The 25,122-nt window shown below is 64.1% G+C and carries 28 protein-coding genes; 22 read left to right on the forward strand and 6 right to left on the reverse strand.

The window, feature by feature from the left end; translation table 11 throughout:
• Positions 1 to 426: 426 nt before the first annotated feature.
• The 12 genes from mdh (at position 427) to lpdA (ending at position 12,736) form a co-directional block, all read left to right on the forward strand.
• Complete coding sequence (gene mdh, locus QFZ88_RS13145; RefSeq protein ID WP_024923174.1) at positions 427 to 1,395, forward strand: malate dehydrogenase; 969 nt, start codon at positions 427 to 429, stop codon at positions 1,393 to 1,395.
• A 15-nt stretch (positions 1,396 to 1,410) separates the two neighbouring features.
• A complete protein-coding gene (sucC, locus tag QFZ88_RS13150) occupies positions 1,411 to 2,607 on the forward strand; it encodes an ADP-forming succinate--CoA ligase subunit beta (RefSeq protein ID WP_024923175.1) in 1,197 nt (398 codons plus the stop codon).
• A 25-nt stretch (positions 2,608 to 2,632) separates the two neighbouring features.
• The gene (locus QFZ88_RS13155) at positions 2,633 to 3,130 is read left to right on the forward strand and encodes a DUF1579 family protein (RefSeq protein WP_024923176.1); all 498 of its coding nucleotides are present in this window, start codon (positions 2,633 to 2,635) and stop codon (positions 3,128 to 3,130) included.
• An 11-nt stretch (positions 3,131 to 3,141) separates the two neighbouring features.
• Positions 3,142 to 4,044, forward strand: a complete 903-nt coding sequence (gene sucD / locus QFZ88_RS13160; protein WP_024923177.1) for a succinate--CoA ligase subunit alpha — start codon at positions 3,142 to 3,144, stop codon at positions 4,042 to 4,044.
• A 104-nt stretch (positions 4,045 to 4,148) separates the two neighbouring features.
• Positions 4,149 to 7,136 (forward strand): 2-oxoglutarate dehydrogenase E1 component, encoded by a 2,988-nt coding sequence (locus QFZ88_RS13165; protein WP_024923178.1) that lies wholly within the window; start codon positions 4,149 to 4,151, stop codon positions 7,134 to 7,136.
• A 45-nt stretch (positions 7,137 to 7,181) separates the two neighbouring features.
• Positions 7,182 to 8,408, forward strand: coding sequence for a 2-oxoglutarate dehydrogenase complex dihydrolipoyllysine-residue succinyltransferase (gene odhB, locus QFZ88_RS13170; protein ID WP_024923179.1), 1,227 nt, complete (start codon positions 7,182 to 7,184; stop codon positions 8,406 to 8,408).
• Between the two features lie 133 nt (positions 8,409 to 8,541).
• Positions 8,542 to 8,946 (forward strand): MAPEG family protein, encoded by a 405-nt coding sequence (locus QFZ88_RS13175; RefSeq protein ID WP_024923180.1) that lies wholly within the window; start codon positions 8,542 to 8,544, stop codon positions 8,944 to 8,946.
• A 28-nt stretch (positions 8,947 to 8,974) separates the two neighbouring features.
• Entirely contained in the window at positions 8,975 to 9,388 is a 414-nt protein-coding gene (locus QFZ88_RS13180) for an MAPEG family protein (RefSeq protein WP_024923181.1), read from the forward strand.
• Positions 9,389 to 9,424: 36 nt separating this feature from the next.
• Positions 9,425 to 10,060 (forward strand): LysE family translocator, encoded by a 636-nt coding sequence (locus tag QFZ88_RS13185; protein WP_024923182.1) that lies wholly within the window; start codon positions 9,425 to 9,427, stop codon positions 10,058 to 10,060.
• 7 nt (positions 10,061 to 10,067) lie between these two features.
• Complete coding sequence (locus QFZ88_RS13190) at positions 10,068 to 10,553, forward strand: hypothetical protein (RefSeq protein WP_024923183.1); 486 nt, start codon at positions 10,068 to 10,070, stop codon at positions 10,551 to 10,553.
• Complete coding sequence (locus QFZ88_RS13195; protein WP_024923184.1) at positions 10,550 to 11,305, forward strand: SDR family oxidoreductase; 756 nt, start codon at positions 10,550 to 10,552, stop codon at positions 11,303 to 11,305. The genes QFZ88_RS13190 and QFZ88_RS13195 overlap by 4 nt, the downstream gene beginning before the upstream one ends.
• A 24-nt stretch (positions 11,306 to 11,329) precedes the next feature.
• The gene (gene lpdA / locus QFZ88_RS13200; RefSeq protein WP_024923185.1) at positions 11,330 to 12,736 is read left to right on the forward strand and encodes a dihydrolipoyl dehydrogenase; all 1,407 of its coding nucleotides are present in this window, start codon (positions 11,330 to 11,332) and stop codon (positions 12,734 to 12,736) included.
• Between the two features lie 84 nt (positions 12,737 to 12,820).
• Here the strand turns inward: lpdA and QFZ88_RS13205 are convergent, their stop codons facing one another.
• Positions 12,821 to 13,108 (reverse strand): hypothetical protein, encoded by a 288-nt coding sequence (locus QFZ88_RS13205; protein WP_024923186.1) that lies wholly within the window; start codon positions 13,106 to 13,108, stop codon positions 12,821 to 12,823.
• A 315-nt stretch (positions 13,109 to 13,423) separates the two neighbouring features.
• Between QFZ88_RS13205 and QFZ88_RS13210 the strand changes: the two genes are divergently transcribed.
• Complete coding sequence (locus tag QFZ88_RS13210; RefSeq protein ID WP_024923187.1) at positions 13,424 to 13,891, forward strand: DUF2867 domain-containing protein; 468 nt, start codon at positions 13,424 to 13,426, stop codon at positions 13,889 to 13,891.
• Between the two features lie 7 nt (positions 13,892 to 13,898).
• Here QFZ88_RS13210 and QFZ88_RS13215 read toward each other — a convergent pair whose 3' ends face one another.
• Positions 13,899 to 14,966: a TraB/GumN family protein gene (locus QFZ88_RS13215; RefSeq protein WP_024923188.1), complete on the reverse strand. Its 1,068-nt coding sequence runs from the start codon at positions 14,964 to 14,966 to the stop codon at positions 13,899 to 13,901.
• An 81-nt stretch (positions 14,967 to 15,047) separates the two neighbouring features.
• Positions 15,048 to 15,986 (reverse strand): tyrosine recombinase XerC, encoded by a 939-nt coding sequence (locus QFZ88_RS13220; protein WP_024923189.1) that lies wholly within the window; start codon positions 15,984 to 15,986, stop codon positions 15,048 to 15,050.
• Between the two features lie 69 nt (positions 15,987 to 16,055).
• Here QFZ88_RS13220 and rimM point away from each other — a divergent pair, with 69 nt between their 5' ends.
• Both rimM and trmD read left to right on the forward strand, forming a co-directional pair.
• Positions 16,056 to 16,676 (forward strand): ribosome maturation factor RimM, encoded by a 621-nt coding sequence (gene rimM / locus QFZ88_RS13225; protein ID WP_024923190.1) that lies wholly within the window; start codon positions 16,056 to 16,058, stop codon positions 16,674 to 16,676.
• On the forward strand, positions 16,673 to 17,362 hold the full coding sequence (trmD, locus tag QFZ88_RS13230; protein ID WP_024923191.1) for a tRNA (guanosine(37)-N1)-methyltransferase TrmD: 690 nt from the start codon (positions 16,673 to 16,675) through the stop codon (positions 17,360 to 17,362). Before rimM ends, trmD begins: the two co-directional genes overlap by 4 nt.
• 6 nt (positions 17,363 to 17,368) lie before the next feature.
• Here the strand turns inward: trmD and QFZ88_RS13235 are convergent, their stop codons facing one another.
• Together QFZ88_RS13235 and QFZ88_RS13240 are read right to left on the reverse strand one after the other, a co-directional pair.
• The gene (locus QFZ88_RS13235) at positions 17,369 to 18,121 is read right to left on the reverse strand and encodes a sulfite exporter TauE/SafE family protein (RefSeq protein WP_024923192.1); all 753 of its coding nucleotides are present in this window, start codon (positions 18,119 to 18,121) and stop codon (positions 17,369 to 17,371) included.
• Between the two features lie 216 nt (positions 18,122 to 18,337).
• Entirely contained in the window at positions 18,338 to 19,237 is a 900-nt protein-coding gene (locus QFZ88_RS13240; protein ID WP_024923193.1) for an alpha/beta fold hydrolase, read from the reverse strand.
• 289 nt (positions 19,238 to 19,526) lie between these two features.
• On the opposite strand from QFZ88_RS13240, the gene rplS reads away from it, so the two are divergent.
• The 5 genes from rplS (at position 19,527) to QFZ88_RS13265 (ending at position 23,340) form a co-directional block, all read left to right on the forward strand.
• Positions 19,527 to 20,054 (forward strand): 50S ribosomal protein L19, encoded by a 528-nt coding sequence (gene rplS / locus QFZ88_RS13245; protein WP_024923194.1) that lies wholly within the window; start codon positions 19,527 to 19,529, stop codon positions 20,052 to 20,054.
• 123 nt (positions 20,055 to 20,177) lie between these two features.
• Positions 20,178 to 21,044, forward strand: coding sequence for a DUF3800 domain-containing protein (locus QFZ88_RS13250; RefSeq protein WP_081766829.1), 867 nt, complete (start codon positions 20,178 to 20,180; stop codon positions 21,042 to 21,044).
• A gap of 409 nt (positions 21,045 to 21,453) precedes the next feature.
• On the forward strand, positions 21,454 to 21,873 hold the full coding sequence (locus QFZ88_RS13255; protein ID WP_024923195.1) for an organic hydroperoxide resistance protein: 420 nt from the start codon (positions 21,454 to 21,456) through the stop codon (positions 21,871 to 21,873).
• A 2-nt stretch (positions 21,874 to 21,875) separates the two neighbouring features.
• Positions 21,876 to 22,367, forward strand: coding sequence for a MarR family winged helix-turn-helix transcriptional regulator (locus QFZ88_RS13260; protein ID WP_024923196.1), 492 nt, complete (start codon positions 21,876 to 21,878; stop codon positions 22,365 to 22,367).
• Positions 22,368 to 22,542: 175 nt separating this feature from the next.
• Complete coding sequence (locus QFZ88_RS13265; protein ID WP_024923197.1) at positions 22,543 to 23,340, forward strand: transporter substrate-binding domain-containing protein; 798 nt, start codon at positions 22,543 to 22,545, stop codon at positions 23,338 to 23,340.
• Between the two features lie 39 nt (positions 23,341 to 23,379).
• On the opposite strand, the gene QFZ88_RS13270 is transcribed toward QFZ88_RS13265, so the two are convergent.
• Entirely contained in the window at positions 23,380 to 23,772 is a 393-nt protein-coding gene (locus tag QFZ88_RS13270) for a YybH family protein (RefSeq protein WP_036254985.1), read from the reverse strand.
• 64 nt (positions 23,773 to 23,836) lie between these two features.
• Here QFZ88_RS13270 and QFZ88_RS13275 point away from each other — a divergent pair, with 64 nt between their 5' ends.
• Complete coding sequence (locus QFZ88_RS13275; protein ID WP_024923199.1) at positions 23,837 to 24,199, forward strand: winged helix-turn-helix transcriptional regulator; 363 nt, start codon at positions 23,837 to 23,839, stop codon at positions 24,197 to 24,199.
• On the forward strand, positions 24,196 to 25,017 hold the full coding sequence (locus QFZ88_RS13280; protein ID WP_161773062.1) for an amino acid ABC transporter permease: 822 nt from the start codon (positions 24,196 to 24,198) through the stop codon (positions 25,015 to 25,017). Before QFZ88_RS13275 ends, QFZ88_RS13280 begins: the two co-directional genes overlap by 4 nt.
• Positions 25,018 to 25,122: the final 105 nt, after the last annotated feature.

Consider the following 25,122-nt stretch of genomic DNA (forward strand, 5'->3'; position numbering starts at 1 on the left):
AGCGCGATACCCCGCCAGTAGAGGCAAGCGACCCGGCCCGCGATCCTATGTTGGTGTCGGATCGGGCGCGCCACGATCCCGCAAAACGCTTCATTTTCTCGCAAAGCCCTCGAGCCGCGACGCGTCGACCGGCTCGTCGAACACCTCCTCGGCAACCTCAGCGAACAGGGCGTCATCACCCGGCAACATTCTTCTGATTTCTATGCCTATCTCGTGGCGATCCTTCGAACCGGGTTCGTAAACTTTGACGTTTACGTAAATCCCAGACAATCTAACCGATTGAAATATTTAGCTCCAAAATAATCGTTTGAACTTTTCCCACGGCGGGTCTATTGGGTGCGGCGAAATTTCGCGGGTTCCCGACCCTAACGGCCTCTCCTCCGACGCCGCAATGGCGCCGTCCAAGACAAGGGAATTGATCCTCACATGGCACGCAACAAGATAGCGCTCATCGGCTCTGGCATGATCGGCGGCACGCTCGCCCATCTGATCGGCCTCAAGGAACTCGGCGACGTCGTCCTGTTCGATATCGCCGAGGGCATCCCGCAGGGCAAGGGCCTGGATATCGCCGAATCCTCGCCCGTCGACGGCTTCGACGCCCGTTATGTCGGCGTCAACGACTATGCCGGCATCGAAGGCGCTGACGTCTGCATCGTCACCGCCGGCGTGCCGCGCAAGCCCGGCATGAGCCGTGACGATCTGCTCGGCATCAACCTCAAGGTGATGGAACAGGTCGGCGCCGGCATCAAGAAATATGCCCCCAACGCTTTCGTCATCTGCATCACCAACCCGCTCGACGCCATGGTCTGGGCGCTGCAGAAGTTCTCGGGCCTGCCGAAGAGCCACGTGGTCGGCATGGCCGGCGTGCTCGACTCGGCCCGCTTCCGCTACTTCCTCGCCGAGGAATTCAAGGTTTCCGTCGAGGACGTCAGCGCCATGACGCTCGGCGGCCACGGCGACGACATGGTGCCGATGGTGCGTTATTCCACCGTTGCCGGCGTGCCGCTGCCCGACCTCATCAAGATGGGCTGGACCAGCCAGGAGAAGCTCGACGCCATCGTCGAGCGCACCCGCAAGGGTGGCGGCGAGATCGTCGGCCTGCTCAAGACCGGCTCGGCCTATTATGCGCCGGCCGCCTCGGCGGTCGCCATGGCCGAGAGCTACCTGAAGGACAAGAAGCGCGTCCTGCCCTGCGCCGCCCACCTCAACGGCCAGTACGGCATCAAGGACACCTATGTCGGCGTGCCGGTGGTGATCGGTGCCGGCGGCGTCGAGCGCATCCTCGAGCTCGACTTCAACAAGACCGAAGAGAAGATGTTCGAGAGGTCGGTCGAGGCCGTGAAGGGCCTGTGCGAAGCCTGCGTGGCGATCGCGCCGCAACTTGGCCAGAAGTAAGCGAGGAACGTTCCGATGAACATCCACGAATATCAGGCCAAGCAGGTTCTGAAGGGTTTCGGAGCGCCGGTCGCCGAGGGCGTGCCGGTGTTCCAGGCGGCGGATGCCGAGGCTGCCGCCAAGCGCCTGCCCGGGCCGCTTTATGTGGTGAAGAGCCAGATCCATGCCGGCGGTCGCGGCAAGGGCAAGTTCAAGGAACTGTCCGCCGACGCCAAGGGCGGCGTGCGTCTCGCCAAGTCGATCGCCGAGGTTGTCACCAACGTCAACGAGATGCTCGGCCACACTCTGGTGACCAAGCAGACCGGCCCCGCCGGCAAGCAGGTCAACCGCCTCTATATCGAGGACGGCGCCGACATCGACCGCGAGCTCTATCTGTCGATCCTGGTCGACCGCTCGGTCGGCCGCGTCGCCTTCGTCGTTTCGACCGAAGGCGGCATGGACATCGAGACCGTTGCCCACGACACGCCGGAGAAGATCATCACGGTTGCGATCGATCCGGAGGCCGGCGTTACCGCTGCCGACGTCGCCAAGCTCAACGCTGCGCTGAAGCTTTCGGGCGACGCGGCCAAGGACGGCGAAACGCTGTTCCCGATCCTCTACAAGGCCTTCGTCGAGAAGGACATGAGCCTGCTCGAGGTCAACCCGCTGATCGTCATGAAAAGCGGCCGCCTGCGCGTGCTCGACGCCAAGGTGTCGTTCGACAACAACGCTTTGTTCCGCCACGCCGACATCGTCGAGCTGCGCGACACCAGCGAAGAGGACGAGAAGGAAATCGAGGCGTCGAAATACGACCTCGCCTATGTTGCGCTCGACGGCAATATCGGCTGCATGGTCAACGGCGCCGGCCTCGCCATGGCCACGATGGACATCATCAAGCTCTACGGTGCCGAGCCCGCCAACTTCCTCGACGTCGGCGGCGGCGCTTCGAAGGAAAAGGTCACGGCCGCCTTCAAGATCATCACCAAGGACCCGGCGGTCGAGGGCATCCTCATCAACATCTTCGGCGGCATCATGAAATGCGATGTCATCGCCGAGGGCGTCATCGCCGCGGTCAAGGAAGTCGGCCTGAAAGTGCCGCTGGTGGTGCGCCTGGAAGGCACCAATGCCGAGCTGGGCAAGAAGATCATCAACGAGAGCGGCCTGAACGTCACCTCGGCCGACGATCTCGACGATGCGGCAAAGAAGATCGTCGCCGCGGTCAAGAAGGGCTGAGCGCGGCGTTAAAGCGGCTTTGACCATGAACACGGCGTCTTCCCCAACCCTGTCACCCGACCACCAGCGCCTCCAGGCGCTGGTTGGCGCGTGGCATGGCGAGGAGGAGATTTCGGCCACGCAATGGGCGCCAGCCGGTTCGGCAACCGCCGAGGTTACCGCGCAAGCCGAGTTCGGCGGCCTGTTCGTGATGCAGCGCTATCGCCAGGCTCGCGACGGCAAGACGTCCTTCGCTTCGCACAACATCTTCGGCGTCGACCAGCCGAACGCCACCTGCACCATGCACCAGTTCGATACGATGGGCTTCGTGCCGGCTGAGCCGGCAACCGGAACCTGGGGCGACACCGGACTGGCTTTGGTGAAAAGCTCGCCGCGCGGCGCCGCGCGGACAACCTATCGCTTCGATACTCCCGACAGCTACCGCATGCGCCTCGAATTCAAGGCCGCCGGCAGCGACATCTGGCAAGACATGGTGAACGGCGTCTACCGGCGCGTTTCGCCTTCCTCCATCACCCTCTCGTAAAAAGGTTGGGCATGTCCATTCTCGTCGACAAGAACACCAAAGTCCTGGTCCAGGGCCTGACCGGCAAGACCGGCACCTTCCACACCGAGCAGGCGCTGGCCTATTACGGCACGCAGATGGTCGGCGGCATCCACCCCAAGAAGGGTGGCGAGACCTGGACCGGCGCCAAGGGCGAGGCCTTGCCGATCTTCGCGTCGGTCGCCGAAGGCAAGGAGAGGACCGGCGCCACCGCCTCGGTCGTCTATGTGCCGCCGGCGGGCGCGGCCGAAGCCATCATCGAGGCCATCGAGGCCGAGATCCCGTTCATCGTCTGCATCACCGAGGGCATCCCGGTGATGGACATGGTGCGCGTCAAGGCGCGCCTGGAAAAGTCGAAGTCGCGGCTGCTCGGCCCGAACTGCCCCGGCATCCTGACGCCTGAGCAGTGCAAGATCGGCATCATGCCCGGCAACATCTTCAAGAAGGGTTCGGTGGGCGTTGTTTCGCGCTCGGGAACGCTTACCTATGAGGCGGTGTTCCAGACCACCAATGTCGGCCTCGGCCAGACCACCGCGGTCGGCATCGGCGGCGACCCGGTCAAGGGCACCGAGTTCATCGACGTGCTGGAGATGTTCCTCGCCGACGACGAGACCAAGTCGATCATCATGATCGGCGAGATCGGCGGCTCGGCCGAGGAAGACGCCGCGCAGTTCCTCAAGGACGAGGCCAAGCGCGGCCGCAAGAAGCCGATGGCCGGTTTCATCGCCGGCCGCACGGCGCCCGCTGGCCGCACCATGGGTCACGCCGGCGCGGTGATCTCGGGCGGCAAGGGCGGCGCGGAAGACAAGATCGCCGCGATGGAATCCGCGGGCATCCGCGTATCGCCATCGCCGGCGCGTCTCGGCACGACGCTGGTCGAGGCGATCAAGGGTTAGGCAATGGGCAGTCGGCAATAGGCAGTCGGTTCATTTTCCGATTGCCGACTGCCGAAGACCGACTACCGAAATCAGGAGACGGAGCCGACGCTCCGAGACAACAGATGGCACGACAAGATCAGGCCAACGACCAGTTTTCCCTCACCTCGTTCCTTTATGGCGGCAACGCCGACTATATCGACGCGCTTTATGCCGCCTATGAGGACAATCCCGCCTCGGTCGATCCGCAGTGGCAGGAATTCTTCGCCGCGCTGAAGGACGATGCGTCCGATGTGCGCAGGAACGCCAAGGGCGCATCCTGGGCGCGGCCGTCCTGGCCGCTGACCGCCAATGGCGAACTGGTTTCGGCGCTCGACGGCAATTGGGGCCTGGTCGAAAAGACGATCGAGAAGAAGGTCAAGGAAAAGGCCGTCGCCAACGGCGTCGCCATCTCCGAGGCCGATGTCCATCAGCAGACGCGCGATTCCGTGCGCGCCATCATGATGATCCGCGCCTTCCGCATGCGCGGCCATCTGCACGCCAATCTCGATCCGCTCGGCATCGCCAACCCGCTCGAGGACTACAACGAGCTGTCGCCGCAGAATTACGGCTTCACCGAAGCCGACTACGACCGGCCGATCTTCCTCGACAATGTTCTGGGCCTCGAATTCGGCACCATCCGGCAGATGCTGGAAATCCTCACCCGCACCTATTGTTCGACGCTCGGCGTCGAGTTCATGCATATCTCCGATCCCGAGGAGAAGGCGTGGATCCAGGAGCGCATCGAGGGCACCGACAAGGAAATCTCCTTCACCGCCGAAGGCAAGAAGGCCATTCTGCAGAAGTTGATCGAGGCCGAAGGCTTCGAGCAGTTCCTCGACGTGAAGTACAAGGGCACCAAGCGTTTCGGTCTCGATGGCGGCGAATCGCTGATCCCGGCGCTGGAGCAGATCTTGAAGCGCGGCGGCGCGCTTGGCCTCAAGGAGGTCGTGCTCGGCATGGCCCATCGCGGCCGCCTCAACGTGCTCTCCCAGGTGATGGCCAAGCCGCATCGCGCCATCTTCCATGAGTTCAAGGGCGGCTCCTACGCACCCGACGACGTCGAGGGCTCGGGCGACGTGAAGTACCATCTCGGCGCTTCGTCGGACCGCGAGTTCGACGGCAACAAGGTGCACCTGTCGCTGACCGCCAACCCCTCGCATCTGGAAATCGTCGACCCGGTGGTGATGGGCAAGGCCCGCGCCAAGCAGGACCAGATGGCTGGCCGCGAGCGCGGCGAGATCGTCTCGCTGTCGGAGCGCGCCAAGGTGATGCCGCTGCTGCTGCATGGCGACGCCGCTTTCGCCGGCCAGGGCGTGATCGCTGAAATCCTCGGCCTGTCGGGCCTGCGCGGCCACCGCGTCGCCGGTACGCTGCACTTCATCATCAACAACCAGATCGGCTTCACCACGAACCCGCGCTTCTCGCGCTCGTCGCCTTACCCGTCCGACGTCGCCAAGATGATCGAGGCGCCGATCTTCCACGTCAACGGCGACGATCCGGAAGCGGTGGTGTTCGCCGCCAAGGTGGCGACCGAATTCCGCATGAAGTTCCACAAGCCGGTGGTCGTGGACATGTTCTGCTATCGCCGCTTCGGCCACAACGAAGGCGACGAACCGGCCTTCACGCAGCCGATCATGTACCGCAAGATCCGCACGCAGAAGACCGCCGTGCAGCTTTATGCCGACCGCCTGATCGCCGAAGGCCATATGTCTCAGGCCGATTTCGACAAGATGAAGGCCGACTGGCGCGCGCATCTGGAAACCGAATGGGAAGTCGGCCAGGCCTACAAGCCGAACAAGGCCGACTGGCTCGACGGCGCCTGGTCCGGCCTGCGCTCGGCCGACCAGCAGGACGAGCTGCGCCGCGGCAAGACCGCGGTGCCGGTGAAGACCCTGAAGGAAATCGGCAAGAAGCTGACCGAAGTGCCGAAGGACTTCGAGGCGCACAAGACCATCGCGCGCTTCCTGGAAAACCGCCGCCAGGCGATCGAAACCGGCGAAGGCATCGACTGGTCGACGGCCGAGGCGCTGGCTTTCGGCGCGATCCTGCTCGACGGCAACCCGATCCGCCTGTCCGGCCAGGATTCCGAACGCGGCACCTTCTCGCAGCGCCACTCGGTGCTCTACGACCAGCGCGACGAGACCCGCTACATTCCGCTGAACAATCTGTCGGCCGCGCAGGCCGGCTACGAGGTCATCAACTCGATGCTCTCGGAAGAGGCGGTGCTGGGCTTCGAATATGGCTATTCGCTGGCCGAGCCCAAGGCGCTGACCTTGTGGGAAGCGCAGTTCGGCGACTTCGCCAACGGCGCCCAGGTGGTGTTCGACCAGTTCATCTCGTCGGGCGAGCGCAAGTGGCTGCGCATGTCGGGCCTCGTCTGCCTCCTGCCGCACGGCTATGAAGGCCAGGGCCCCGAGCATTCCTCGGCGCGCCTCGAGCGCTTCCTGCAGCTCTGCGCCGAAGACAACATGCAGGTCGCCAACTGCACCACGCCGGCCAACTACTTCCACATCCTGCGCCGGCAGCTGAAGCGTGACTTCCGCAAGCCGCTGATCCTGATGACGCCGAAGTCGCTGCTGCGCCACAAGCGCGCCGTATCGACCATCGCCGATCTGTCGGGCGAAAGCTCGTTCCATCGCCTGTTGTGGGACGATGCGCAGCTTTTGCCCAACCAGACGATCAAGCTGGTCAAGGATTCCAAGATCCGCCGCGTGGTGCTGTGCACCGGCAAGGTCTATTACGACCTCTACGAGGAACGCGAGAAGCGCGGCATCGACGACATCTACCTGTTGCGCGTCGAGCAGCTCTATCCGTTCCCGGCCAAGGCACTGATCACCGAGCTTTCGCGCTTCCGCAACGCCGAGATGGTGTGGTGCCAGGAAGAGCCCAAGAACATGGGCGCCTGGTCGTTCATCGACCCGTATCTGGAATGGGTGCTCGCCCATATCGACGCCAAGCATCAGCGCGTTCGCTACACCGGCCGCCCGGCCGCCGCTTCGCCGGCCACCGGCCTGATGTCGAAGCATCTGGCGCAGCTCGCCGCATTCCTCGAAGACGCGCTCGGCGGCTGAGCCGGGCTTGATAACTGAACCGAACCGAAAACAACGGACAGGCACATGGCTACCGAAATCAAAGTCCCGACACTCGGCGAGTCCGTCACCGAAGCCACGATCGGCAAGTGGTTCAAGAAGGTTGGCGACGCCATCGCCGCCGACGAACCGCTGGTCGAGCTGGAAACCGACAAGGTGACGGTGGAAGTGCCGGCTCCGGCCGCGGGCACGCTGGCCGAGATCATCGTCAAGGAAGGTGAGACCGTCGGCGTCGGCGCCCTGCTCGGCTCGATTTCGGCCGGTGCGGGTGCCCCCGCCGCCAAGCCGGCAGCCGTCGCCCAGGCGTCCGCGCCGACCGCCGCTTCGACTGTCAAGGAAGCCGTTGCCCAGACCGCCATGCCGCCGGCACCGAGCGCCGCCAAATTGCTCGCCGAAAGCAACATCGCGGTCGACCAGGTTGCGGGTTCCGGCAAGCGCGGCCAGGTGCTGAAGGGCGACGTGCTTGACGCCATTGCCAAGGGCGTTTCCGCCCCGGCCGCGGCGCCCGCCGCCGCCCCGGTTGCCGTGCGCGCACCGTCCAATGCCGACGACGCCTCGCGCGAAGAGCGCGTGCGCATGACCAAGCTGCGCCAGACCATTGCGCGCCGCCTGAAGGAAGCGCAGTCGACCGCCGCCATGCTCACCACCTTCAACGAGGTGGACATGAAGGCGGTGATGGACCTGCGCAGCAAATACAAGGACGTCTTCGAGAAGAAGCACGGCGTGAAGCTCGGCTTCATGGGCTTCTTCACCAAGGCGGTGACCCATGCGCTGAAGGAAATCCCGGCCGTCAACGCCGAGATCGACGGCACCGACATCATCTACAAGAACTTCGCCCATGTCGGCGTCGCCGTCGGCACCGAGAAGGGCCTGGTGGTTCCGGTCGTCCGCAATGCCGACCAGATGTCGATCGCCGAGATCGAAAAGGAAATCGGCCGCCTTGGCCTCGCCGCGCGCGATGGCAAGCTGTCGGTCGCCGACATGCAGGGCGGCACCTTCACCATCTCCAATGGCGGCGTCTACGGGTCGCTGATGTCGACCCCGATCCTCAACGCGCCGCAGTCGGGCATTCTCGGCATGCACAAGATCCAGGACCGTCCGGTCGTGGTCGGCGGACAGATCGTCATCCGCCCGATGATGTATCTGGCGCTCTCCTACGACCACCGCATCGTCGACGGCAAGGAAGCCGTCACCTTCCTGGTACGGGTCAAGGAAAGCCTCGAGGATCCGGAGCGGCTCGTTCTGGATCTCTAAGGCCCCGCTTCCATTTGCTGCGCGGAGAAGATTATTCTCCCTGGCCGGTCGAAACGACCGGCCGGCAAACGACTTTCGCTTGTAACTGATCATGGCGAGGCGCTCCGCGTCTCGCATCAGGGGGACAAGGAATATGGAAGCTGTTGCAGCATCGACTGAAGTCTGGGTTCTTGGCTGGAGCGCCGCGCTCCTGCTCGTACAGGTCATCGCCCAGGCTTCCACCATCGGCGATCTCGGCCCGAAATACCTGTTCAGCGCCCGCGACGAAAACCGCGTCTCGAAAAACGTTTTGGCCGGGCGCCTTCTGCGTGCCTTGCGCAACCTGCTCGAGACCTATCCGGCCTTCATCGCCCTGGTGCTGGCGCTTGCCCTCACCGGCAAGACCGGCGGCATCGCCGCCACCGGCGCGGTGGTGTGGATCGTGGCGCGCGTGCTCTACCTCATTGCTTATGCGGCGGGCATACCTGTCGTTCGCACAGTGATCTGGACCGCCTCCATCGTCGGCCTGGCGATGATGCTGGTCAGGCTGCTCGGCTGACACGGCAAGGGAATTGATCGGGGAAATAATGGAAGCAGCGGCGGCGTCGGTTGAGATTTTGGTCCTGGGCCTGAGCGTTGCGTTCCTGATCGCCCATATCCTGGCACAGGCGCTGGCGCTCGATCTTTCCGGCGATATCAGCGTCAGATATCTGCTCGGCCCGCGCGATCAGGGGCGCCAGACCAACAGCGTGCTGGCGGGACGGCTGACGCGCGCGCTCGGCAACCTGCTCGAAACCTATCCCGCCTTCATCGCGCTGGCGCTGGCGCTAGCCGTCACCGGCAAGACCGGCGGGCTTGGCGCCACCGGCGCATGGCTGTGGTTTGCCGCCAGGATCGTGTATCTCGGTCTCTATGCGGCGGGCGTTCCGGTCCTGCGCACCATCGTATGGTTCGTCTCCCTCCTCGGTCTCGTCTTGATGCTGGTCAGGTTGATGGCTTAGGACTGGGCAGGGCTGCGACGGGCAGGATATCGATCGATGCACTACGTCTATGAATTCCTCGGCCTGATGGCCGTCTTCTCGGTCCTGGTGGTCTCGCCCGGCGCCGATTTCCTGCTCGTCGTGCGGCAAAGCCTGGTGCACGGCCGGCGCACGGCCATTGTCACCAGCTTCGGCATCGGCGCCTCGCTGCTGTTCCACATCGGCTACACCATCCTCGGCATCGGCATCATCGTCGCCAAATCGCTGTTCCTGTTCGGTCTGCTGAAATGGGCGGGTGCGGCCTATCTCGTCTATCTCGGCTGGAAGTCGCTGCGCGCCGACACCTTCGAAATGCCGGACACGGCCGAGGCGACGACGCCGGCCGCGCCGCCTTCGGCATTGCGCTGCTTCCTGCTCGGCTTCGCCACCAATGCGTTGAACCCGAAGCCGGTGCTGTTCTTCCTGTCGCTGTTCACCGCGCTCGTCAGCCACGACACGCCGGCCACGGTGCAGGCGGTCTACGGTCTCTTGATGGCGGCAACGCTGATCCTGTGGTTCGTCGCGGTCTCGTCCTTTTTCACGGTTGCCTCCGTCAGGGCGCGTTTCCTTGCCTGGGGCCGCTGGTTCAACCGCGTCACCGGCGTCATCTTCATTGGCCTTGGCATACGCCTGGCCACGCAGCAGGCGAGCTGAGCGCCGCATGTCGAGGCTGTCGGTCCTGATCCAATCCCTGGCTCTGCTCGGCGCCTCGCCAGCACTGGCGGCGTGCCCGATCGAACTCGCCGTCTATGGCGAGCGCGAGCAGGCGGCGGAGATCGATTTCAGGCCGACCATGGGCTCGGCCACGACCACCAACACCTTCAAGATGGTGGTCGGCAAGGATGTGATGCTGGATGGCGTCGTCTTGTGGAGCGGCGATGCCGCCCGCCCACATGGCTCACTCATGCACCAATGCCCCGAAGGCGACGTCACCGGCGGGGAACTCGCGGCCTGCACCGTCTGGGAAGGCGTGATCTATACGGCCGACGCCAAGGGCGCGGTCGACCTTCTGCCCAATGAGCGCAAGGACGCGCCGGCCACGCTGATCTTCCCCGATCTCGCCGGACAGCTCGGCCGCTCAGCCATCCACGATAAATTGCCCAAACTGCCTTGGGATGTCTTTGCGCTGAAAGGCTGCCAGGAATGACCGCGCCCGGAAAAACCCTGCTCGTCACCGGCGGCAGCCGTGGCATCGGCGCCGCAGTGTGCCGGCTGGCGGCCGGAGCGGGCTACCGCGTCGCGATAAACTACGCCTCCAACCAGGAGGCAGCCGAAACGCTGGTCGCCGAGATCAAGGCCGGAGGCGGCGAAGCCTTCGCCGTCAAGGGCGATGTCGGCGACGAGGCCAACGTGCTCTCCATGTTCGAAACCGTCGACAAGCGCTTTGGATCGCTCGACGCCTTCGTCAACAATGCCGGCGTGGTCGATGCCAAGGCGCGTGTCGACGAACTGAGCGCCGCGCGCCTGGAACGCATGATGCGCATCAACGTCATCGGCTCGATCCTCTGTGCCCGCGAGGCGGTCAGACGCATGTCGACGCTGCGCGGCGGCAAGGGCGGCTCCATCGTCAACCTCTCGTCCGCCGCCGCGTTGCTGGGCTCGCCCGGCGAATATGTCGACTATGCCGCCTCCAAGGGCGCCATCGACACCTTCACCCTCGGCCTGGCCCGCGAGGTCGCCAATGAAGGCGTGCGCGTCAACGCCGTCCGGCCGGGCATCATCGACACCGAAATCCATGCCTCCGGCGGTCAGCCGGGACGCGTCGCGGCAATCCGCGACAGCGTACCGATGAAACGCGAGGGCAAGGCGGAAGAAGTCGCCCATGCCGTGCTCTGGCTTTTGTCGGACGAGGCATCATATACGACGGGCTCGATTGTGAACGTAAGCGGCGGCCGCTGACCGCCCAGCAGGAAGGACAGGACCATGGCTTATGACGTCGTCGTTATCGGATCTGGCCCGGGCGGCTATGTGTGCGCCATCAAGGCGGCGCAGCTTGGCCTGAAGGTGGCCGTGGTCGAGAAGCGCGAGACTTATGGCGGCACCTGCCTCAACATCGGCTGCATCCCGTCCAAGGCACTGCTGCACGCTTCCGAAATGCTGGCCGAGGCGCAGCATTCCTTCGACACGCTGGGCGTCGAGGTCGGCACGCCGAAGCTCAATCTGAAGAAGATGATGGCGCATAAGGACGCGACCGTGGCGTCCAACGTCACTGGCGTCGCCTTCCTGTTCAAGAAGAACAAGATCGACGCCTTCCGCGGCACCGGCAAGGTGGTCTCCGCCGGCAAGGTTTCCGTCACCGGCGAGGACGGCAAGGTCCAGGAGATCGAGGCGAAGAACATCGTCATCGCCACCGGGTCCGACGTCGCCGGCATTCCGGGCGTCAAGGTCGACATCGACGAGAAGGTCATCGTCTCGTCCACCGGCGCGCTGTCGCTGGAGAAGGTGCCCGGTCATCTCGTCGTGGTCGGCGGCGGCGTCATCGGCCTCGAGCTCGGCTCGGTCTGGTCCCGCCTCGGCGCCAAGGTCACCGTCGTCGAATATCTGGATTCCATTCTCGGCGGCATGGATGGCGAAGTGTCCAAGCAGTTCCAGCGCATGCTGGCCAAGCAGGGCTTCGAGTTCAAGCTGGGCGCCAAGGTCACCGGCGTCGCCAAGGCCAAGAAGGGCGCGACGGTCACGTTCGAACCGGTCAAGGGCGGCGCGGCCGAGACCATCGAGGCCGACGCTGTGCTGATCGCCACCGGCCGCCGGCCCTACACCGACGCGCTCGGTCTCAAGGAGGCCGGCGTTGAACTGGACGAGCGCGGCCGCGTCAAGACCGACAACCATTGGCGCACCAACGTGCCCGGCATCTATGCCATCGGCGACGTCATCGCCGGGCCGATGCTGGCGCACAAGGCCGAGGACGAAGGCGTTGCCGTGGCCGAAAGCATCGCCGGCCAGGCCGGTCATGTGAACTACGACGTCATCCCGAGCGTGGTCTACACCAGCCCCGAAGTCGCCTCGGTCGGCAAGACCGAAGAGGAACTGAAGAAGGCCGGCATCGACTACAAGGTCGGCAAGTTCCCCTTTACCGCTAATGGCCGCGCGCGCGCCATGCTGCACACCGACGGTTTCGTGAAGATCCTGGCCGACAAGGCCAGCGACCGCGTGCTCGGCGTGCACATCCTCGGTTTCGGCGCCGGCGAGATGATCCACGAGGCGGTGGTGCTGATGGAGTTCGGCGGTTCTTCGGAAGACCTCGCCCGCAGCTGTCACGCCCACCCAACCATGTCGGAGGCGGTCAAGGAAGCGGCGCTCGCCACCTTCTTCAAGCCAATTCACCTGTGAGGTCGCGGCGCGCGCCGCATCCTCGCTTCGCCCAAAAAGAAACGGCCCGCTTTTTAGCGGGCCGTTCTGTTTTCTGGTGTCCGGTTATTGAGCCGGAGCAGCCGGAGCCGGGTTTGCAGGCGCCGGCGCGGTCGTAGCGGGTGCCGGAGTTGCCGGAGCGGGAGCAGCCGGCTTGGCCGGTTCGGCGGCGGGCGCCGCCGGTGCCGGAGCAGGCGTGCTGGCTGCCGGAGCCTCGGCCGGTGCCGTGTGCTCGCCACCGCTGCGGCCGAAGACGAAATACGCGACGACGGCCAGAACGACGATTACGAGCGCGATCAGCCAGCTGCTGCCGCCACCACCGGAGCCGGAAGAGCTGTTGGATGAATCCGCCATGGGAAGTCCTCCTGGGAGAAAGTTTTCAATCAATGCCAATCAACGCGTCGCGCGTGATTGTGTGTAAAATTTAGAAGGTGCATGGGACCAAAACAACGACGGGACCATGAAAATCACCGTATCACCCAGCTTTTTCAGCTGCGGATCGGCGAAAACGCGCTTTTTTCAGCCCACGGCGGGTTTTTCTGCTGCGGAAAATCATGACGCGCCGAACAATCGAATCAAATGGCCAGCGACGTTTCGTCAGCTCGTTCTGGCACCGAAACGATACTATTTTCGGCTGGTTACAAGCTGGCTTCAGCCGGAGCGACCAATATGGCAACAGTGCAGGGTCTTTCGGACTATGCCGGGATATTGCCCGGTGCCAATTTCTTCGACAGCTTCGCGATCGAAATCGCCGGTGAGCAGCTCGACGCGCGAACGGCGGCGGAGCGCGTGATGTCGCGCAGGCCGGCCTGGGTCGACTGGTTGCTGGCGCTGCGCAACATCCTGGTCGGCCCCTTCGGCCTGAAGACCGGGCCCGTCGACATGCCGGCCGACCAGGAGGTGATCGGCCTGTTTCCGCTGATCAGCGAAAGCCCGTCCACCGTGGTGCTCGGTCTCGACGATCGGCATCTCGATTTCAGGCTGGTGGTGAAAGTCGACGCGTTGAGCGGCAGCAGGCAGTCGATCAGCGCTTCGACGCTCGTCGCCACGCACAACCTACTCGGTCGCGCCTATCTGGCCACCATCATGCCGTTCCACCGCGTCATCGTGCCGGCGATGCTGGCGCGGGTCGCCTGAAGGGCGATCAGTTCGCCGCCGTGACGGTGTAGCCGGCCTTGCGGAAATCCTCGACCAGTCCTTCCGCGCCGGGCAGATGCAGCGCGCCGACGGCCATGAACACATTGCCCTTGGCCAGGATCGGCAAGGCGCGCTCGGCCATCACCGTATTGCGCTTGTTCACGATGGCTTCCTCGAAGGCCGAATAACCTTCCTCGTCGCCCGCCACATCCGGCAGCGTTGCCCGAAACAGCGGCCAGATCATGCCGATGTCGCCGCGCTGGTAGAGCACGATCATCGTCTCCGACACGTCGTTGATCTTGTCGCCGAGCTTCAGCGTCTCCACCAGCCCCTTGATGTGCTGCTGCATCGGCAGCGAGGCCATGGCGCGCAGCTGGTCGGTGGCCGTCTCCAGCCCCTCCAAGCCCTTGCCGGACGCCTTGGCCTGTTCCGCCAGCTTGACGTCGAGCACCGGGGCACCGGCGCTCTTGCGGGCCATCTCGCAGGCCGGCAGCGAGACCATCGCCGACAGCATCCATGGTTTCATCTTGGCGACGCTCGCCGCCGGAATGCCGCGCGCATCGAGGCCGCTCTCCAAGATCTTGGCATCCTCCGGCGGCAGCAGCGACGTCAACGTCGTGCCGTCGGTGAACATCATCAAATCAGGCTCCCTGGCCAGGGCCCCCATCATCTTGCCCTGGTCGAGCACGTCGGTCGTCTCGATGATGACCGTATTGGCGCCGTCGAAAGCCTTCTGCGCCGCCTCCGGCAGGGTCACCACGCGCGGGTCGGTCATATGCATGGTGCCGAACAGCCAGGATGGCTTCTCGCCGGGCTTTTCCAGCCTCCACAACCGGCCCTTGCCGTTGGGCACGGCGGCCGCCTCCTTTTCGATCTTCGCATAGGTGGCGGGATCGCTCTTCTGCAGCGCGGCGACCATATCGGCGCCGCTGCACGACACCATCTCGGCATGCGCGCGGCCGGCGGCCAGCAGCGCCACGATCAGGAAGGACAGGAACAGAAGCACGTTGACCGCCGCGAGCAGCTTCAACGACAGATGCGCGACACGGTCGGTCTTGGTCGGAACGAGATGCATGCCAATCGTTCTAGGCGCCAAAGGCGGCAAAACGGTTAACCGCGCGATGAAAATTGTCACCGCCCGCTGGCAAGCCGGGGCTCAGGCGCGGGGATGCGCGGCTTCGTAGATATCGAGCAGGCGGGCGGTGTCGACGCCGGTATAGATTTGCGTCGTCGACAGCGAGGCATGACCGAGCAGTTCCTGGATGGTGCGCAGGTCGCCGCCGCGGCCGAGCAGATGCGTGGCGAAGGAATGCCTGAGCGCATGCGGCGTCGCCGTCTCCGGCAGGTTCAGCGCCGAACGCAGCTTCACCATCTCGCGCTGGATGATCGCCGGATTGAGCGGGCCGCCGCGCGCGCCGCGAAACAGCGGCCCGTCCGCGCCCAGACGATAGGGGCAGAGCTTGCGGTATTCGGCGATCGCCTGGAAGGCCACCGGCAGCACCGGCACCAGCCTGGTCTTGCCGCCCTTGCCGGTGACACGCAGCACCGTCTCCGAACTATGCGCGAGATCGGCCCCGGTGAGGCCGAGCGCCTCGGAAATGCGCAGGCCCGAACCGTAGAGAAGCGTCAAGACGGCGGCGTTGCGGGCTGCGATCCACGGTTCTTCGGCAAGCTGTTCGCCGGCCGAAACCACGCGCCGCGCATCCGCCGCGGTCAGCGGCTTGGGCAGCGATTTCGGCTGTTTCGGCGCGCGCAGTGCCACCGCGCCCGCCGCATTCACCAACCCGCGCCGTTCCAGGAAACGCAGCAGCGAGCGCACACCGGCCAGCCCGCGCCCCAAAGTGCGGGCGCCGGCGCCTTCATTGCGGCGCAGGGCGAGGAAACCGCGAAAATCGGCCGGGCGCAGCGCCGCGACATCGGCGATGCCCGGCGGACCGCCGCAATGGCCGGTCAAAAATTGCAGGAACTGGCGGGTGTCGCGCTCATAGGCTTCCACCGTCAGCGCCGACAGCCGGCGCTCGCCGGCCAGTGCCTTCAGCCAGCTTTCGCGAGCGGCCTGGAGGTCCGGTTTGGCGGCGATGAGGAATTCCTGCATTGGCAGAACAGGCCCGATTGAATAAGGCAGTATTTGCCGATCAGGTTAGCAAGCGATGAAGCGCAGGCGATGAGCAAACCGAAAAATCCGATCCAGATGGCCGTCATCGGTGCCGCGCACGGCATCAAGGGCGAGCTGCGCGTGAAGACCTTCACCGGCGACCCGCTGGCGCTCGCCGACTACGGACCGCTCTACGCCAGGGACGGCCGCGCCTTCGAGATCACCGATATCCGACCCGCCAACGAGGTGGTTGTGGTGCGCTTCAAGGGCGTCAGTGACCGCAACGCCGCCGAGGCGCTGACCGGAACGGAACTGTTCGTCGACCGCTCGGCGCTGCCCGACGATGGCGACGAGGACGAATTCTACCATGCCGACCTGGTCGGCCTCGCGGTCAGGGACGATACGGGTGCCGTCATCGGCAAGGTGGCGGCGGTGCAGAATTTCGGCGGCGGCGATATTCTCGACATTACGCTCGGCTCCCGCAAGGGCGTGCTGGTCCCGTTCACCCACGCCGCCGTGCCGGAAGTTTCGATTGCAGATGGCTTCGTGCGCCTCGACCCGGTCGCGGCCGGTCTTGTCGAGGATGAGGACGGCGACGGCGAACCGAACATCGGCCCGGCGCCCGGCGACGACGGTTTCGATGCGAAGCGCCGCCCACGCGGTCCGAAAGGTGCCGGGGGCAACCGGTGAGCTTCGCCGCTTCGGTTCTCACCCTCTATCCGGAGATGTTTCCGGGCGCGCTTGGCCTTTCGCTGGCCGGCCGCGCGCTGGAGCGGGGCGACTGGTCGCTCGACGCCGTCCAGATCCGCGACTTCGCCACCGACAAGCACCGCACGGTGGACGACAGCCCGGCCGGCGGCGGCGCCGGCATGGTGATGCGCGCCGACGTGCTGGCCCGTGCCATCGATCGCACCGGCCCGCAGGGCGACCCGCGCCCGAAGCTTTTGATGAGCCCGCGCGGAAAACCGCTGACCCAGGCGCGCGTGCGCGAACTGGCGGCCGGGCCGGGCGTCATCATCCTGTGCGGCCGTTTCGAAGGCGTCGACCAGCGGGTCATCGAGGCGCGCAACCTGGAAGAAGTCTCCGTCGGCGATTTCATCCTGTCCGGCGGCGAGCCGGCGGCGCTGGTTCTGCTCGATGCAGTCGTGCGGCTCCTGCCCGGCGTCATGGGCAACGAGCGCTCCGGCGAGGAGGAGAGCTTCGAGAACGGCCTGCTCGAACACCCGCACTACACCCGCCCGCAGGAATTCGAGGGCCGGCAAATCCCCGACGTGCTGATCTCGGGCAATCACGGCAAGATTGCCCAATGGCGGCACGAGCAAGCGGAAAAGCTGACGGCCGAACGCCGGCCGGATTTGCTGGCAGGCAAATCCTGAAGGCGCCTACGCCTTCAGGAAATAATACGCCGCCAAAAACAGCCCGACGGCGATGACGAAGATACGCACCGCGTTCTGCGGCACGCGCTTGGCGATCCACACGCCAAGGTAACCGCCGAGCGCCACGGCCGGGATCATCACCAGCGCCTGCGGCCATGACACCACGCCGCCCGACACGAAGATCAGGATGGCGACGGCGGCAATGACGATGGAGAACATGTTCTTCAGGGCATTGAGGCGGTGGTAGTCGCCGCTTTGAGTGAGGCCCAGCGTCGCCAGCATCATCACCCCCATGCCGGCGCCGAAGAAGCCGCCATAGACGGCGGTGGCGAACTGCATCGCGGCACCCGCGACGGACCCGACGGCGGCCGGTTGGCCGGGTTTCGGTTTCGGCTTCAGCCATGGCCCGGCGGCGAACAGCGCGGTGGCGGCGATCAAGAGCCACGGCACCATGGCGCGGAACGACGGATTGTCGAGCGCCAGAAGCAAAAGCGCGCCACCCAGCGCGCCGATAGCCGAAACGATGCAAAGCAGCACGGCGCTGCGCCAGATCGCCCTAATGTCGCTCCAATAGGCCAGCGTCGAGGTGATGTAGCCGGGAAACTGCGTGATCGACGACGTCGCATTGGCCGCGATCGGCGGAATGCCAAGCACGCTCATCGCCCCGAAAGTGAGAAAGGTGCCGCCGCCAGCGACGGCATTGACGATGCCGGAAAGCAGCCCGGCGACGAAGAGGATGGCTGCGTCGATGAACGTCAAGGCGTCGGTAAGCCCCTGTCGCAAGCAATGATGCGAGGTTTAGTGTCTGAATCAAAAAACCGCTAGGCCGAGGCGAAAATGGTGGTTTTCGAGCATCGGAGCGGAGCGTACATAAAGTACGCGAGCACCGAAGCGCAGAAAAGCGCCGTTTGCAGCCCGGCATCGCGACTTTTGGATCAGACACTTACGGGCCGCATCGCCTTTGCGCAAGCAAACTCAGCCCTTGCCGAGCAGCTCCAGCAATGCCTGCGCCGTCGCCCGGGGTGCCTCCTGCGGAATGTTGTGCCCGACGCCCGGCAGAATGCGCCGTTCGAACGGGCCGGAAAACTGGTGGCCGTCTTCCTCGTCCGGCGGGCCGACGCCGTCGTCGGCACCGCACAGCGATATGGTCGGCACCGAAATCAGCGGTTGTTCGGCCAGCCGGTCCTCGACGGGCTGCAGGATGGGATCTCCCGGTGCGTAGCCGTAGCGGTGCCGGTAGGAATGGATGACGATGTCGACGAAATCGGGATTCTGGAAGGAAGCGGCCGACAGCGCGAAGGCATCGTCCGTGAACGCCCAGGTGGGCGACCACAATTTCCACAACAGCCGGGCCAGCGCGTCGCGGTTTTCGGTCAGACCGCGCACGCCGCGCGCCGAATGGAAATAATACTGATACCAGTAGCGGTGCTCGGTCTCGGGCGAGGCCGGGTTCACGGAAGCGGGGATGTTCTGGATGTTGTAGCCGTCGCCGGTGACCAGGCAGCGCGCCCGCTGCGGCCAGAGTGCCGCAACGATGCAGGCGGCGCGCCCACCCCAGTCGTAACCGGCCAGCGACGCCTTTTCGATCGACAGCGCATCCATCAGGTCGACGAGGTCCAGCCCCAGCGCCGCCTGCTGGCCAGAGCGCATCGTCTCGGAAGACAGGAACCGCGTCGCCCCGTAGCCGCGCAGATAAGGCACGATGACACGATGCCCCTGCGCCACAAGGAGCGGCCAGACCTCGTCATAGCAGCGCGGATCGTAGGGAAAGCCATGCAAGAGGACGATTGCGTCGCCGCCGGGCTCGCCATGCTCCTCATAGGCGATGTCGAGCATGGTGGCGCGGGCGAAGCGGATAGGGTAGGGTCCGGTCATAGGCGAGCTCCCCATAAGACCGCCTTTTTTGGCATTCTGGTGCTATTTGACCAACCGGCCACGCTAAAAAATAGCGTTGGACAGGTGACAAGAGCGCGAAATAGCGCTATGTGCCGCGCCGAACCGGACAAGCATCGTCCGGACCCGTCAACTATGGCGGTGTAGTCGCCCCTGCCTGACATCCTCGGATGAAGGGCATAACCGAGCGGTCCCGGAAGTCGATTTCAGGAACTGCAAGGCGAGCGTAGGGCGCTCTGACTGTCGGAAGAACAAGAAGTGGATTGTTAAGATGGATATCCTCCGTCAGCTCGAGGCCGAACAGGTCGCCAAGATCGAAGCCAAGCGCAAGCTTCCCGAATTCCAGCCCGGCGATACCGTGCGCGTCCAGGTGCGCGTCACCGAAGGCAGCCGCACCCGCGTGCAGGCCTATGAGGGCGTCGTCATCGCCCGCTCCGGCTCCGGCTTCCAGGAGAATTTCACCGTCCGCAAGATTTCCTACGGCGAAGGCGTGGAGCGCGTGTTCCCGGTCTACTCGCCGATGATCGAAGCGGTCGAGATCGTCCGCCGCGGCAAGGTGCGCCGCGCCAAGCTCTATTACCTGCGCGACCGTCGCGGCAAGTCGGCTCGCATTACCGAGAACACCGGCGTGCGCGCCCGCAAGCTGAACGACGAGGAGCGCGAGGCGCTCGCCGCCGAGAAGGCCAAGATCGAGGCCGAGAAGGTCGCCGCCGCCGAGGCTCTGGCTGCCGAGAAGGCCGCACAGGAAGCCGCCGAGAAGAAGGCCGCCGCCGCTGCTGAAGCCACGGCCGCCGAATAAGATCTTCGGACAAATACAGGTTTGGAAAAGGCGGCTTCGGCCGCCTTTTTCGTTTTGGCGACGAGTAACCTCACGCGCCGTATCCACTTGACTCTTTTCGTTATCGGTCGTCTTTCATAAAAGATGAGCTCTGGGGGGAGTGTACCGGACCCATACTTCGTTGCCTATTTCGATGAAGCTGGTGATCCTGGAATCAAAACTGTTGCACCAATAGATCCGAACGGGGCGAGCGAATGGTTCACGGTCGGCTGTACGGTTGTGCGTGCTACTAATGAACCCGGATTGGTGCCTCTCGTACAGTCGATTAAGAAGTCAGTTTTTTCCACGCAAAGCCCCGACTTGCATTTTCGAAATCTGGTCGAACATAAGAAGCTACCCGTCTGCCAAGCTTTAGCCGCAGCGAATTTGCGCTTTTTCGTCATCGCTTCAAACAAGAAGAACATGCGAGGATATCGCAACCCTCAAGCAGAGGCGGTTTCACTGCATAAGCATAACTACTTCTACAACTACTGCATCCGCGTTTTGCTCGAACGAGTTAGCCAATGGTGTGCGCGGCGTTCGATCTACGAAACTGGCGAACCCAAACACGTCAAACTAGTATTTTCGAAGCGTGGCGGGCACTCCTACCGTCACGTCGAAACGTACATACACCTTCTCGCTAACCAGGCGGAAAATGGTCGAATATATCAGTCGGCCAATGTTCCCGATTTTAGAGTCCTCGATCATCGTTTGATCGAGGTGATCGAGCACAACAAAAACGCAGGTTGTCAGATTGCTGACGTTGTTGCGAGCGCCTTCTATCAAGCAGCAAACGCTGGAACGAAAAAGTGGAATACCGAATACGCGGAAGCTCTTAAAGACCGAGTGGCGTCGAGAGCGGACGGCCGACATGCAGGATTCGGCATTACATTGTTGCCGTGGAAGAACTGGACGCTACGCCTCACAGATGCGCAAAAGAAAATCTTTCGATTTTACGGCTACGAAATATGAAAGCGGCGGGCCCTGGCTTCGTTACCATCGGCGGCGTGTAGGCCCCCATCCCGAGGGGGACCGTCCGTCCAACTGCCGCATCTAGGATCCGGCCCGAAGTTCTCCCAGCGTTTCCCGCCACGGGCATAAGTGGTACATTTTCATCAAAAAGTCAAGTGAATCAACGCCTTAATCGACTAAGCCCTTGATTGGGATTCATTATTTCACTTGCGTGATGATACCCTCGGGGTGGAACCGCCAATTGAACGGCCTCGGTAATGTGTGCCCTCGGACCTCGATAAGTCTCCGATTGACAAGCTGCGTACCGCTTCCTGCGACCGCTTTCACGCGGTCTGGAATTACGAAAGAGCGGTTGACTCGCATTATTTTGTACACTAATGATTTGTACACAAATTAATTGGAGATGACGATGTCCGCATTGTATTCCACCGAAGCCCGCGCCGTCGGCGGCCGCGCCGGCCATGTTAAGTCCTCGGACGGCCTGATCAGCCTCGACCTTGCCATGCCGAAGGAACTGGGCGGCAAGGGCGGCGCCACCAATCCCGAGCAGCTTTTCGCCGCCGGCTATTCCGCCTGTTTCGAAAGCGCCATGCGCTTCATCGCCGGCAAGCAGAAGCTTTCGCTCACCGACGCCGCGGTGACGGCGAAGATCGATCTTCTCCCGAACGGCGAGGGCGGTTTCCGGCTGGGCGCCGCGCTCACCGCTGAAACCAAGGGCCTCGACCAGGCCGCTGCCGAGGCGCTTGTCGCCGCCGCCCACAAGGTCTGCCCCTATTCCAATGCGCTGAAGGGCAATGTCGACGTCGCCCTGTCGGTCCAGGCCGGTTGAACGTGACGGGCACGATCGAGCATGGAGCTGCGCCGGGCCGGGCCGAAACGCCCCGGCTCGACCGGCAGCTTTGTTTTGCGCTCTATTCGGCCAGCGGCCTGATGACCAAGCTCTACAGGCCGCTGCTGGCGCCGCTCGGTCTCACCTATCCGCAATACCTCACTATGCTGGCGCTGTGGGAAAAGGCGCCGCGCACGGTGGGCGAACTGGGCGATACGCTCGGCCTCGATCCGGCCACGCTGACGCCGCTGCTGAAGCGCATGGAGGCGGGCGGGCTGATCAGCCGCCGCCGCGACCCCGCCGACGAACGCCGCGTGCTGGTGGAGCCGACCGCGCAGGGCGAGGCGCTGCGTACCGCCGCCAGCGGCGTGCAAGCCGCACTCGCCTGCCGCGTGCCGCTCGCCCCGGCCGAGCTCGCCGGCCTGCGCGAAACGCTGAATGCCCTGATCGGCCAATTGCGCGTTGCGGAAGCCGAGACCGTCGAGACGGAGTAAGGCTGCGGGATCGGGAGATAAATCGTCCCCGATTCCGCCATTCCTGGGTATCGATTTCCAGTTTCCTCCTGCCGGGCGCAGCGCGGCGGCTTGCAAGGCCGCGCCAGAAGGCTAATGTCGGCGCGATCCTTTTCGACCGCCGAACCCGCGCGGTCCATTTCCCGGGGGAAGTACCATGATCCGATCGAAACTCGTGCTGGCCGCGATTGCCGCCTGCCTTCTCGCGCCGTTCGCGGCCAACGCCCAGACCTTGCCCGATCTCGCCGGCAAGAAGGTCGTGGTGGTGACGGAAAACGCCTACCCGCCGCTGCAGTTCGTCGATCCCAAGTCCGGCAAGCAGATCGGCTGGGAATATGATTTCATGAACGAAATCGCCAAGCGGCTGAACTTCAAGGTCGAATACCAGAACACCTCCTGGGACGCGATGATCCAGGCCGTCGCCGACAAGCAGTACGACATCGGCATGACCGGCATCACCATCAATGACGAGCGCAAGGCCAAGGTCGATTTCTCCGACCCCTATATGCGCAACGAGCAGTTCATGCTGGTGCGCGGCGACGAAAGCCGCTTCACCGAGGCCAAGAGTTTCGCCGCGTTGAAGGACGGCCTGATCGGCGCGCAGCCGGGCACTTCGCCCTTCTACACCGCCGTCTATTCCGTACTCGACGGCAATGAACACAACCCGCGCATCAAGCTGTTCGAGACCTTCGGCGCCACCGTGCAGGCGCTCAAGGCCGGCGACGTTGACGTGGTGCTGACCGACGGCACCGCCGGCAAGGGTTATGTCGAGGCTTCCGAAGGCAAGCTGAAGCTCATCGGCGGGCCGCTCGGCACCGAGGATTTCGGCTTTATCCTGGCCAAGGGCTCGGATCTGGTGAAGCCGGTCAACGCGGCGATCGCCGCGCTCAAGGCCGACGGCACGATCGACGCGCTGAACAAGAAGTGGTTCCTCGACTACAAGATCGGCCAGTAACAGGCCGCAGCCGGCTCCGTCGTCTGGCGGGGCCGGCGCTTAACCGCCCGCGGCGCCGTAGCGACTGGCGCCGGCGTGATCGACCGCGTAGAGCCAGCTGCCGTCAGCCTGCCTGCGCACGATTTCGGCGGTGAAGCCGGAATGGATGACCGCACCATTTTCATCGGCCAACGAAAAATCGGCGCGCAGCAGTGCCAGATCGCCATGCTCGACGCAGAAGGTGTTGTTCGACGCCATCGTGCCCGGCAATTCGATGAGTTTCCGCAATTCCGTCGCGATCGCCGCCTTGCCGGTGAGACTGGCGCCGCTGGCATCGACCAGCAACCGCGCGTCGTCCTCGTAGAGCGAAAGCAGCTCTTCCAGCCTGCCGGCATTGCGCAGAGCCGCAAAAGTGCCGTTCATTTGCGCGGGTCGATAGACTTTCCTTGACATTGGCTTTCTCCTGTTTCGAGAACAGAACCATGTCGTTTCAGAACTATCCAAACGGGAACCCAACATGACCGAACCGGCGATTGCCTCAGCCAGCCCTGAGACGCCCATGCCGCGCCGGCCGGACCTGTGCCCGGTCGAGGATTGGCTGGCCTTCCTCGGGCACCGCTGGAACGCGCTGCTGCTGTGGCATCTCTCGGCCGGCGCCAGGCGGCACGGCGAGCTGATGGCCTGCCTGCCCAATATCACCGCGAAAGTGCTGTCGGAGCGGCTGGACGGGTTGTTGCGGCGTGGATTGGTCGAACGCGATCAAGTCTCCGCCTTCCCGCGCGGCGTCGTCTATTCGTTGTCCGAGGGCGGCCGCCAGGTCGTTGCCATCCTCGATCGCTTCGAGACGCTGCCGTCCTCGTTCGGCGAGCCGCGACATTGATCCCGCCCGCATCCGGCAAGCAGGCCAAGGAATTTCCCTGGTGGCTCGCGGCGGCGGCCACCATCGCGGTCGTCGCGGCAATCGCGATCTTCACCAGCGACATCTATGCCCAGGTCTTCGGCACCGTCGTGCAGGGCATCGGCATCACCATCTTGGTCGCGCTCATCGCCTTCCTGCTGGCGGCGACGATCGGCCTCGGCATCGCCCTGATGGGTCTGTCGGGCTCGATCTGGCTCAGGCAGATCGCCCGCTTCTATGTCGAGATCATGCGCGGCATCCCGGTGCTGGTGCTGTTGTTCTGGATCGCCTTCGCCGGCGTCCCGGCCTTCGTCGCTGGCTGGAATTTCGTCACCCTGCCGCTGCAGCAGGCCGGCTACATCGACGCGCTCCTGGTGCGCGAGGTATCGCTTTTGTGGCGCGCCATCATCGCGCTCGCCTTCGGCTACTCGCCCTTCATCGCCGAGATCTTCCGCGCCGGCATCCAGTCGGTCGACATCGGCCAGATCGAAGCCGCCAAGGCGCTCGGCCTCAGCCGTGGCCAGCGCTTCCGGCTGATCGTCATGCCGCAGGCGGTGCGTGTCATCCTGCCGCCGCTCGGCAACGACTTCATCGCCATCACCAAGGATTCCTCGCTGGTCTCGGTGCTCGGCGTCGCCGACATCACCCAGATGGGCAAGATCTACGCGTCCGGCTCGTTCCGCTTTTTCGAGACCTATTCGATCGTCGCTTATATCTATCTCACCCTCACCGTTAGCCTGTCGCTTGCCCTGAGGGCTCTCGAACAACGCATGCGACGCAGCCAGCGCCCGGCGTCGTGATCTTGGGGTTTGCCCGCTGCTCGCTGTGAAGCGCCGAGCAAATTTCAGAGCGAAGGCTCCGGGTTGACGCCGACGCCGTTCCCTCCCACGCTGGCCCGACCAGGG

It is taken from the genome of Mesorhizobium sp. YL-MeA3-2017, from assembly GCF_030814575.1.
GTDB classification, from domain to species: Bacteria; Pseudomonadota; Alphaproteobacteria; order Rhizobiales; family Rhizobiaceae; genus Mesorhizobium; species Mesorhizobium terrae.

Bases quoted from the DNA above. Each gene is read 5' to 3' on its own strand.
- QFZ88_RS13175 (WP_024923180.1), top strand. From the start codon at position 8,542: ATGGAAGCTGTTGCAGCATCGACTGAAGTCTGGGTTCTTGGCTGGAGC.
- QFZ88_RS13270 (WP_036254985.1), bottom strand. From the start codon at position 23,772: ATGTCAAGGAAAGTCTATCGACCCGCGCAAATGAACGGCACTTTTGCG.
- QFZ88_RS13210 (WP_024923187.1), top strand. From the start codon at position 13,424: ATGGCAACAGTGCAGGGTCTTTCGGACTATGCCGGGATATTGCCCGGT.
- QFZ88_RS13205 (WP_024923186.1), bottom strand. From the start codon at position 13,108: ATGGCGGATTCATCCAACAGCTCTTCCGGCTCCGGTGGTGGCGGCAGC.
- rplS (WP_024923194.1), top strand. From the start codon at position 19,527: ATGGATATCCTCCGTCAGCTCGAGGCCGAACAGGTCGCCAAGATCGAA.
- QFZ88_RS13250 (WP_081766829.1), top strand. From the start codon at position 20,178: ATGAGCTCTGGGGGGAGTGTACCGGACCCATACTTCGTTGCCTATTTC.
- QFZ88_RS13195 (WP_024923184.1), top strand. From the start codon at position 10,550: ATGACCGCGCCCGGAAAAACCCTGCTCGTCACCGGCGGCAGCCGTGGC.
- QFZ88_RS13240 (WP_024923193.1), bottom strand. From the start codon at position 19,237: ATGACCGGACCCTACCCTATCCGCTTCGCCCGCGCCACCATGCTCGAC.
- QFZ88_RS13180 (WP_024923181.1), top strand. From the start codon at position 8,975: ATGGAAGCAGCGGCGGCGTCGGTTGAGATTTTGGTCCTGGGCCTGAGC.
- QFZ88_RS13265 (WP_024923197.1), top strand. From the start codon at position 22,543: ATGATCCGATCGAAACTCGTGCTGGCCGCGATTGCCGCCTGCCTTCTC.
- rimM (WP_024923190.1), top strand. From the start codon at position 16,056: ATGAGCAAACCGAAAAATCCGATCCAGATGGCCGTCATCGGTGCCGCG.
- mdh (WP_024923174.1), top strand. From the start codon at position 427: ATGGCACGCAACAAGATAGCGCTCATCGGCTCTGGCATGATCGGCGGC.
- QFZ88_RS13275 (WP_024923199.1), top strand. From the start codon at position 23,837: ATGACCGAACCGGCGATTGCCTCAGCCAGCCCTGAGACGCCCATGCCG.
- QFZ88_RS13185 (WP_024923182.1), top strand. From the start codon at position 9,425: ATGCACTACGTCTATGAATTCCTCGGCCTGATGGCCGTCTTCTCGGTC.
- QFZ88_RS13190 (WP_024923183.1), top strand. From the start codon at position 10,068: ATGTCGAGGCTGTCGGTCCTGATCCAATCCCTGGCTCTGCTCGGCGCC.
- QFZ88_RS13215 (WP_024923188.1), bottom strand. From the start codon at position 14,966: ATGCATCTCGTTCCGACCAAGACCGACCGTGTCGCGCATCTGTCGTTG.
- QFZ88_RS13255 (WP_024923195.1), top strand. From the start codon at position 21,454: ATGTCCGCATTGTATTCCACCGAAGCCCGCGCCGTCGGCGGCCGCGCC.
- lpdA (WP_024923185.1), top strand. From the start codon at position 11,330: ATGGCTTATGACGTCGTCGTTATCGGATCTGGCCCGGGCGGCTATGTG.
- QFZ88_RS13165 (WP_024923178.1), top strand. From the start codon at position 4,149: ATGGCACGACAAGATCAGGCCAACGACCAGTTTTCCCTCACCTCGTTC.
- QFZ88_RS13155 (WP_024923176.1), top strand. From the start codon at position 2,633: ATGAACACGGCGTCTTCCCCAACCCTGTCACCCGACCACCAGCGCCTC.
- sucC (WP_024923175.1), top strand. From the start codon at position 1,411: ATGAACATCCACGAATATCAGGCCAAGCAGGTTCTGAAGGGTTTCGGA.
- QFZ88_RS13220 (WP_024923189.1), bottom strand. From the start codon at position 15,986: ATGCAGGAATTCCTCATCGCCGCCAAACCGGACCTCCAGGCCGCTCGC.
- sucD (WP_024923177.1), top strand. From the start codon at position 3,142: ATGTCCATTCTCGTCGACAAGAACACCAAAGTCCTGGTCCAGGGCCTG.
- odhB (WP_024923179.1), top strand. From the start codon at position 7,182: ATGGCTACCGAAATCAAAGTCCCGACACTCGGCGAGTCCGTCACCGAA.